Here is an 8,522-nt window from a genome sequence, read left to right on the forward strand (position 1 = left end):
GTCGTCGTGCTCCGAGTCAAGCTGCTCGACCAGTAAACTCGGCTGCCCACCCCGTGGCATCGCTGAGATAGCGAACGGCTTTGATCCGGCGGGCGGCGGTGAGGCGGAAATTATGTTCGAGGCCCGCGGGCACCACGATGAAATCGCCGGGACCAACGTGAAGATCGGCTCGCCGCCCGTCGACGATCACGCCGAAGATGCCGGCGCCATCGAGGATGTGACGGATCTCGTCGCCGCCGTGGCGGTGCCAGCTCTCGAATTTGGTGGCGAGCTGCTCGTTATCCTCCCGTTCCGGATGCAGCACAATCAGGTCGCGCGACGGAAACTCCGGGCGCGGTGGTAGCGCGTCAAGCACGGTGGCGATTTCAGTGCCGTCGAGCAGCGGTCGCGCCAGAGTTTCCGCCAGCGCCGTCGGCACCGGGCGATGCTCCACCACGATGCGATGCGCGCGTGCGATTGTTTCGATCTCCGCGGCGGTCGCCTCGCGTCCGTCGGCGAACAGGAGAGTTGCCATCGTTGTCCTCTTCAAAGCAGCCAGGGGTGGAGTGAGGGTGCGTCAGGCGACCGCGCGGTCGCGCTCGGCTTCGGTGCGCTCGGCAGCGACCAGTCGATCCGCCCAGCTGCTCGACCATTCGCGAAGTTGCTGCGGATCGAGCGGCGTCGGCACCTTGGACTCTGTGTGCTCTGCGATGCGGTGCGCGAGCTGGCGATAGATGTCGGCTTGCGCCGATTGCGGTGCCGCCTCGATGGTGGTGCGGCCGCTGAGTTCTGCCTGGGTGACGGTCAGGGAGCGTGGCACGTATTGCACGATCGGCGTCGCGGTGCGCGCGGCAAAATCGTCGATCACGTCGCGCTGGAAGTCGGTGTTGATTGAATTGGCGATGATGCCGCCGAGCAGGGCGCCGCCCGAGTTGGAGAACCGTTCGATGCCGCGGAACAGGTTATTGGCGGCATAGACCGCCATGAAGTCGGACGACGACACCGTGAACACGTGTTCGGCGATGCCCTCGCGCACGGGCACGGCGAAGCCGCCGCACACCACGTCCCCCAGCACGTCGTAGATCACGTAATCGAGGTCGAGTTCTTCGAAGACCCGCTGCTGTTTCAAGAGTTCGACCGCGGTGATAATGCCGCGGCCGGCACAACCGACGCCGGGCTGCGGACCGCCGGCCTCGACGCAATAGATGCCGCCGAACCCTTGAAAAATCGCCTCGTAGGCATCGACGCGTCGGCGCTCCGCCAGCAGGTCGAGCACCGACGGGATGTAGGCGCCGCCGCGGAGCGTGTTGGTGGAGTCGGCCTTCGGGTCGGCGCCGAACTGCATCACCTTGTAGCCTGCTTCAGCCAGGGCCGCGCTGATATTGGAGGTGGTGGTGGACTTGCCGATCCCGCCTTTCCCGTAGATGGCGATTTGCTTCAGTTTGTTGGCCATGGTCGGCTCCTATCCAAAATTTCCAATGACTGTGGGGCGGCGTCAGCCGTGCGAAAAGGTCGGCTCAGTGAGCAATTCGTTGCCATAGAGCGTGGCGGTGTAATCGCTGATCCCGAGTACGCCGCAGGCGTCGGCGCGGCAGGGCTGGCAATCGTGGAACACGCGCAAATGACGCTCGGCGTCGGCGCGGGCGACGTAGCGTCGCATCAGACTTGGCGCTGGAAGATTGGAGAAGCGATGCTGCGGGATCAGCGGGATGATGTTGATCATCCGCGCGCCGGCGGCTGCGACCTCGGCTGCGATGTCCCCGATGTGATCCTCGTTGACGGTGGGGATCAGCACGGTGTTCACCTTGATGGTGAGGCCGAGCGCGGCGGCAAGCGCGATACCTTCGAGCTGGTTGCCAATCAGACGCTCGGCCGCTGCTCGGCCATCGAGGCGTCGTCGTTGCCGCGCGATGTTGGGCGTGATCGTGGCCTGGATGTCGGGATCGACGGCGTTGACCGTCACCGTGAGGGTTTCGATCCCCACCGCGGCGATCTCCTCGATCCGTGATGGCAGCATTAGCCCGTTGGTCGAGAGGCACAGCGTCAGTTGCGGCCAACGGGCGCGAATTCGCACGAAAGTATCGAGCGCATGATCGGTTGCCAGCGGTTCGCCGGGGCCCGAGATCCCGACCACGGCAAGGGAGGGGCAGAGTTCGAGCGCGCGTTCGACCACTGCCTCGGCGTCCTCCGGGGACAACAGCCGCGTCGCGACGCCCGGGCGCTGATCGCGGTGGTCAAAGTCGCGTTTGCAGAACGAGCAGTCGATATTGCAATCGGGGCTGACGGGAAGGTGGAGCCGCTCCGCGGCGGCATGGCCTTCCGACGTGGTGCTGAAACATGGATGCCGGCCTTCCAGCGCCGGGAACGCAGGTGTCGCGTGCTGCAAAGCATCGGCATTTGCGTTCAACGATAAAGTCATGCGGGGCAGCGCTCCCGCAGCAAGCTGCTCTCCGCCAGCTCGCGCACCACGCTGTCGACGGTATCGTCGGTCTCGAACGCGAGGATGTTGAGTTCAGCAAGGCGATTGACACCGCATTCGCCGATCTTGGCGACCACGACGGCACGGCAGTCGGCTACGAGATCGACCGAGACGTCGAGCGGATCGCGCTGCTGCGCCGCACTGCGGTCAGCACCGCAGCCGGGGATGTTGCGGCGGGTCTCGAGCAGCCGGGGAGTCGATGTCGAGACGTCCCAGATCTGAAAGTCGGTCGCATAGCCGAAATGCTCGGTGACGCCGACGCCGTTCCCGGTGGCAATTGCAACCTTGATCGGTTCGGACTCCGATGATGGCGATCCCATATGGCCCCACGCAGCTCATCAGCGTATTTCCGCGCGCAATGCGGATGATCGATTAGGTAGCTGATCGGCCGGAGCAATGGCTTTCGTTGTCGCTCGCCGAAGATGATACGCGTTCTGTCGAAATCGCCCGGCAATCAAATCGATGCTACGTCGCGTGGTGGCCGGTACGGCGTTGCCTCTGTGGCACCGCGCTTGCTCCAGCTTGGTCCAGCAGATTGATTCCGGAACGCGATCCATTGCGGTTCTTGCTGTCAGCAAGCGAGACGTCGCGGAACAAGGGCAGAATCAAGATCTCCGTCCGCATTGCTGCGCGATACAAATCTGCTGCGGATGATGCGCTTGAGATCGCGTTCTTGCTGAACTGTTGCGTGCATATTGACGCCGCGGAGCCACGCGGCCCACTTTGATCAACATCCGCGGCGGTGACGTCGTTCCGCAGCTGCAATCGCGGAAGATCGAGAGAATAAATCGTGAGCCTGGCCCGTCTTGCCACACCCAAGGATCGCTCGCCCAAGGCGTTGATCGATCTGATTGGGAACACGCCCCTGGTACAACTGACACGGCTGGATGCCGGCCCGTGCCGGTTGTTCGCCAAACTCGAAGGCCAGAATCCAGGGGGGTCGATCAAGGACCGCCCAGCGCTGGCGATGATCGAGGCGTTCGAGCGCAGCGGCGAGCTGCGGCCGGGAGGGACCCTGGTCGAAGCCACCGCCGGAAACACCGGCCTCGGTCTGGCACTGATCGCCGCGCTCAAAGGCTATCGGCTGGTTCTGGTCATCCCGGACAAAATGAGCCGCGAAAAGGTTCTGCACCTGAAGGCGATGGGCGCCGAGGTGGTGATGACTCGCTCCGACGTCGGCAAGGGACACCCGGCTTACTATCAGGATCTCGCCGAGAAGATCACCGCGGAAACCCCGGGCGCGGTGTTCGTCAATCAGTTCGCCAATCCGGCCAATCCGCTCGCCCACGAATACGGCACCGCGCCGGAAATCTGGGAGCAGATGGATCGCCGGGTCGACGCGGTGGTGTGCGGCATCGGCTCTGGTGGCACGCTGACCGGAATCGGGCGGTTCTTTCAACGCGCCTCGCCGACGACCGAGATCATTCTGGCCGATCCGAAAGGCTCGGTGCTGGTCGACGTTGTCGAAGGGCGGGAGCCCGGCCCGGTCGGAAGCTGGCTGGTCGAAGGCATCGGCGAGGATTTCGTACCGAGCAATGCCGAGCTGAAGCTGGTGGCGCGTGGCTACACCGTCACTGATGCCGAATCCTTCCACGCCGCGCGTGAACTGCTGCGACGAGAGGGGATTCTCGCCGGCTCGTCGTCCGGCACGCTGCTGGCGGCTGCGCTGCGCTATTGCCGCGAGCAGACCAGGCCGAAGCGGGTGGTGACGCTGCTACCGGACGGCGGCAACAAATATCTGTCGAAGATGTTCAACGACACCTGGATGGCCGATCAAGGCTTCGTCCCGCGCCGGCACGACGGCGATCTGCGCGACCTGATCGTGCGTCGCCATGACGAGGGGGCTTCGATCACGGTCGCTCCCGAGGATACGCTGAATTTCGCCTATTCGCGGATGAAGCTCTACGAGGTGTCGCAACTGCCGGTGCTGGTCGACGACCGCGTCGTCGGCATCATCGACGAGTCCGATCTGCTGATGGCGACGATCGGCGATCCGGCCAAATTCGCCGAACCGGTGCATTCGGCGATGAGCAAGCGGGTCGAAACCGTTGAGACGTCGGCACCATTCGAGAGCCTGATGCCGGTGTTCGATCGCGGCCACGTCGTCGTGGTCGTCGACGGCTCGCGCTTCCTCGGCCTGATCACCCGGATCGACCTGATCAATCATTTGCGTAGCAAGGTGCACTGATATGGATAAGACCACCAACCTGCGGCAGCGCGGGGCCAACACCCGTGCGGTGCACGGCGGCCAGCATTTCGATCCGTCGACCGGCGCGGTGACGACGCCGATCTACGCCACGTCGACCTTCGTTCAGTCGGCGCCCGGCGTGCACAAGGGCTACGAATACGCGCGCTCGCAGAACCCGACGCGTGCCGCGTTCGAGGCCGCGATTGCCGACGCCGAGCGCGGCCACGCCGGCTTCGCTTTCGCCTCCGGGCTTGCAGCCGAGGCGGCGCTGTTGGAGATCGCCGGGCAGGGCAGCCACATTGTGGCGTCGGACGATCTTTATGGCGGAAGCTGGCGGCTGTTCCATCGGGTGCGCAGCCATTCGGCCGGGCTGACCATCACCCATGTCGATCCGGCCAATCTCGATGCGCTGCGCGACGCGATCCAGCCGAACACCGCCTTCATCTGGATCGAGACGCCGAGCAATCCGACGCTGCGCTTGGCCGATCTGGAAGCGATCGCTGCGATCGGCCGCGAGCGCGGCGTCCTCACCGTGGTCGACAACACCTTCGCGTCGCCGGCGGTGCAGCGCCCGCTGGAGCACGGCATCGACATTGTGGTGCATTCGGTGACCAAGTACATCGGCGGCCATTCCGACATCGTCGGCGGTGCGATTGTCGTTCGCGATCCGGAGCTGGCGCAGAAGCTGCAGTTCCTGCAGAACGCCACCGGCGGCATCCTCGATCCGTTCTCCAGCTTCCTGGCATTGCGCGGCATCAAGACTTTGCCGCTTCGGGTGCACCGCCATAGTTCGAATGCACTGGCGGTGGCGCGCTGGCTCGATGCCCATCCGAAGATCGAGCGGGTGGTCTATCCCGGGCTCAACAGCCATCCGCAGCACGCACTTGCGGCGCGCCAGATGGACGGCGGCGGTGGCATGGTGGCCGCCTATCTGAAGGCCGACGAACAGCAGGTCGTCGACGTGCTGAGCCGCTTCAGACTGTTCGCGTTAGCGGAGAGCCTGGGCGCCGTGGAGAGCCTGGTCGGGCAGCCGTGGACGATGAGCCACGGCTCGCTGCCGGAAGAAGATCGGCTCGCGCGCCAGATCACACCCAATCTGATCCGGCTGTCGATCGGCATCGAAGACGTCGAGGACCTGACCGACGATCTCGAGCAGGCGCTGTCCATCTTGTGACGAGCCCGCTGGACAGCGAGATCTGAGCACAGCAAATCACAGATGCCCGGCATGTGCTGGGCATCTGTGTTGTCATAGCGATCCAGTGAGCGGAACGACTGTGGCTCCCTAATAGGCCACCGCGAGGCCGGGCTTGATCGCATATTCCTCCAGCAGATCGGCATGGTGACGTTCGGCCACGTCCGGGTGCGAGCGCAGACGGCCCTTGAGATAGTTGCGTCCGACCTCGCGGAACAATGGGTTCTGTGGATCCTGAGTAACGCCGCGGGCGTAGTCGGTCAGCTCCGGCGGCAGCGTCAGCACCGGCACGGTGGCGTCGAGCCGTGCGCCGAGGAAAAACGCGACCGATAGCCGGTCGGTGTCCGGCGGCGGAGATACCACACGGTGCACATTGGCGCGCAGGGCACCGTTCGAGGCCAGCTCGAGGATCTCGCCGATATTGACGACGAACGATCCCGGTAGCGGCGGCGCATCGATCCAGCCGTCGGCGGTTTCGACCTGCAAGCCGGCCACGGTGTCCTGCAGCAGGATCGTGACGAAGCCGGAATCCTTGTGGGCGCCGACGCCCTGGTCGCTTTCGTCCGCTGCTCGCCCGGGATAGCGGATGATCTTGATCAGCTGGTTGGGCGAGGGCACGTAGATTGGCTCGAACACGTCTTCGGATTGTCCGAGCGCGGCCGCGAACACCCGCAGCACTTTGATCGCAAGCTCCGTCACCTCCTGCTGATACCGTAGCAGCAGCGGCTTCAACTCTGGCAGCGAGTCGGGCCATTGGTTCGGTCCCTGCAGCCGGGTCCAGGCCGGCGCCGACCGGCTGAGCGGGAACGCCTCGCGTTCGGCCCCAACATCGAGCTGTTCGCGCCAATCCGGCTGGCCGCGGGTGAATTCCCGGCCGGCGCGGGTGTAGCCGCGGAAATGCGGCGAGTTGATCATCTCGATCTCGAGCTTGTCCGCCTCCGGAAGCGCAAAGAAGTTGCGCGAGGCAAACAGCACGTCGCGGATCAGCCGGTCAGAGATGCCGTGACCGACAAGGTAGAAGAATCCGGGACCGAAGGCGGCGTTGCGGACATCGCGGAGAAATTCCGCCCTCGCGGCGGTGTCGCTGCGAAATCGGCTGAGGTCGAGGACGGGAAGCTGCGAGGGCGAGTCTGTCATCGATTGGCTCCAACTATAGCGGCGGCTTCGAATGATGCGTGCGTGCCGACATGCTGTCGAGGCTTCGGCGAAAATAGCATCGGTCGTGCTGTCGATCCGTGTTGGTCCGCTGGGTTTATTTCCTCGCGGATGCGCTTCGTAGTGGGTCCTGCTTCCGAAAGCATCGGTGTTCTCGAAGCCGAAGCGGCGCGCATCGCCTGCGGGCCGATATCGATCGTTAGCAGCTCAGCTGTAATCAAAATTACCGATTGGATGCCTGATCTCGAATCTCGCTTGGATTTCGAAGAAGCTTATCTGCAGAGCAACTAATTTAGATGGCCGTACTACTCACGAAAATTGAAAACGCAGGGAGCGCCATCTAGCATCGGTGATGATCGACGGGACGCCGCAGTTGATGCTGGCGGCCACGTGATCGGTTGGGCTGACCTCGGTCGCGGGCATCGTCATGCCCGCAGACCTGCAGGCATTTTTGAAATTGGGAAGGGAATTATCTTGATGCGACCGCTCGTATTCTCCGTCATTCTCGCCGCCGCGATCGGGGCCGGAAATCCCGCCGGCGCCGAGACCATCCGCGTCGGCGTCACCAGCGGTCCGCATGCGCAGATTACCGAGGCTCTGGTTCCGGTCGCCAAGGCCAAGGGGCTCGACGTCAAGCTGGTGGAGTTCTCCGACGGCGCGCTGATCGACGTTGCCACCCATAATGGCGAACTCGACGCGAACGCCTTCCAACATACGCCCTATCTCGATCAGCAAAACCGCGACCGCGGGCTCGACATCGTCTCGGTGGGCCGCACTATCCTGCTGCCGATGGCCGGCTATTCCCGCAAGCATAAGTCGCTGGCGGATCTGCCGGTCGGCGCCAAGATCTCGATTCCGAACGATCCCACCAATGGCGGGCGGGCGCTCAAGTTGCTGGAGGCGGGCGGCGTGATCAAGCTCGCGCCGGGCAGCAATTTCAGCGCGACCGAACTCGACATCGTCGACAATCCGAAGAAGGTGAAGATTCTGGCGATGGAAACCGCGCAGCTGCCGCGGTCGCTGGAAGACGTCGATTTTTCGGTCATCACCTCGTTCTTCGCCCTGAGTGCGGGTCTTGTTCCAAATCGGGATTCGCTGCTGATTGAAAGCCAGCAGTCCGATTACGTCTGCCTGATCGGGGTCGCCCGCAAGGATGCGGACAAGCCTTGGGTCAAGACCTTGGTCGAGAGCTATCAGTCGCCCGAGGTAAAGCAGTTCATCGCGACGAAATTCAACGGCAATATCCTGGCGGCGTGGTGACGGATCGGATGAACGCGCTCCCGCCACCATCCGAATTTCACCTCGTTGCCGGCGGAGCCGACGCCTCCCGGGACGCGGTGATCCGGATCGAGCATCTCAGCAAGACATTTTCGGACGCCGCCGGGCCGGTGCTCGACGACGTCTCGCTCACGATCCGTCGCGGCGAAATCCACGGCATCATCGGCAGGTCGGGAGCTGGCAAAAGCACGCTGGTCCGCTGCATCAATCTGCTAGAGCGGCCGACCGCAGGGCGGGTGATCGTCTCGGGC

The 8,522-nt window shown here is 63.8% G+C and carries 9 protein-coding genes; 4 read left to right on the forward strand and 5 right to left on the reverse strand.

Going from position 1 to position 8,522, the window contains the following annotated elements; genetic code table 11:
* Positions 1–16: 16 nt before the first annotated feature.
* From DYI24_RS15570 to DYI24_RS15585, 4 genes are read right to left on the reverse strand one after another with little or no spacing between them, the layout of a single operon-like run.
* Complete coding sequence (locus DYI24_RS15570) at positions 17–514, reverse strand: cupin domain-containing protein (RefSeq protein WP_164572938.1); 498 nt, start codon at positions 512–514, stop codon at positions 17–19.
* 42 nt (positions 515–556) lie between these two features.
* Positions 557–1,432: a nucleotide-binding protein gene (locus DYI24_RS15575; protein ID WP_164572939.1), complete on the reverse strand. Its 876-nt coding sequence runs from the start codon at positions 1,430–1,432 to the stop codon at positions 557–559.
* A 42-nt stretch (positions 1,433–1,474) separates the two neighbouring features.
* Complete coding sequence (locus DYI24_RS15580) at positions 1,475–2,398, reverse strand: radical SAM protein (RefSeq protein ID WP_164572940.1); 924 nt, start codon at positions 2,396–2,398, stop codon at positions 1,475–1,477.
* On the reverse strand, positions 2,395–2,778 hold the full coding sequence (locus DYI24_RS15585; RefSeq protein WP_107344279.1) for a NifB/NifX family molybdenum-iron cluster-binding protein: 384 nt from the start codon (positions 2,776–2,778) through the stop codon (positions 2,395–2,397). The genes DYI24_RS15580 and DYI24_RS15585 overlap by 4 nt, the downstream gene beginning before the upstream one ends.
* A gap of 470 nt (positions 2,779–3,248) precedes the next feature.
* Between DYI24_RS15585 and DYI24_RS15590 the strand changes: the two genes are divergently transcribed.
* Positions 3,249–4,646 carry a pyridoxal-phosphate dependent enzyme gene (locus DYI24_RS15590; RefSeq protein WP_164572941.1) on the forward strand — a complete coding sequence of 466 codons (1,398 nt, stop codon included), beginning with the start codon at positions 3,249–3,251 and terminating at the stop codon, positions 4,644–4,646.
* Position 4,647: 1 nt separating this feature from the next.
* Entirely contained in the window at positions 4,648–5,820 is a 1,173-nt protein-coding gene (locus DYI24_RS15595) for a trans-sulfuration enzyme family protein (protein WP_164572942.1), read from the forward strand.
* A gap of 108 nt (positions 5,821–5,928) precedes the next feature.
* Here DYI24_RS15595 and DYI24_RS15600 read toward each other — a convergent pair whose 3' ends face one another.
* Positions 5,929–6,975: an isopenicillin N synthase family dioxygenase gene (locus DYI24_RS15600; protein WP_164572943.1), complete on the reverse strand. Its 1,047-nt coding sequence runs from the start codon at positions 6,973–6,975 to the stop codon at positions 5,929–5,931.
* A 495-nt stretch (positions 6,976–7,470) separates the two neighbouring features.
* Between DYI24_RS15600 and DYI24_RS15605 the strand changes: the two genes are divergently transcribed.
* Positions 7,471–8,253 carry a MetQ/NlpA family ABC transporter substrate-binding protein gene (locus DYI24_RS15605; RefSeq protein WP_107344284.1) on the forward strand — a complete coding sequence of 261 codons (783 nt, stop codon included), beginning with the start codon at positions 7,471–7,473 and terminating at the stop codon, positions 8,251–8,253.
* 77 nt (positions 8,254–8,330) lie between these two features.
* On the forward strand, positions 8,331–8,522 hold a 192-nt coding region (locus DYI24_RS15610; protein ID WP_164572944.1), incomplete at its 3' end, for an ATP-binding cassette domain-containing protein.

Source organism: Rhodopseudomonas sp. BR0C11 (genome assembly GCF_010820945.1).
Taxonomy (GTDB): domain Bacteria; phylum Pseudomonadota; class Alphaproteobacteria; order Rhizobiales; family Xanthobacteraceae; genus Rhodopseudomonas; species Rhodopseudomonas palustris_H.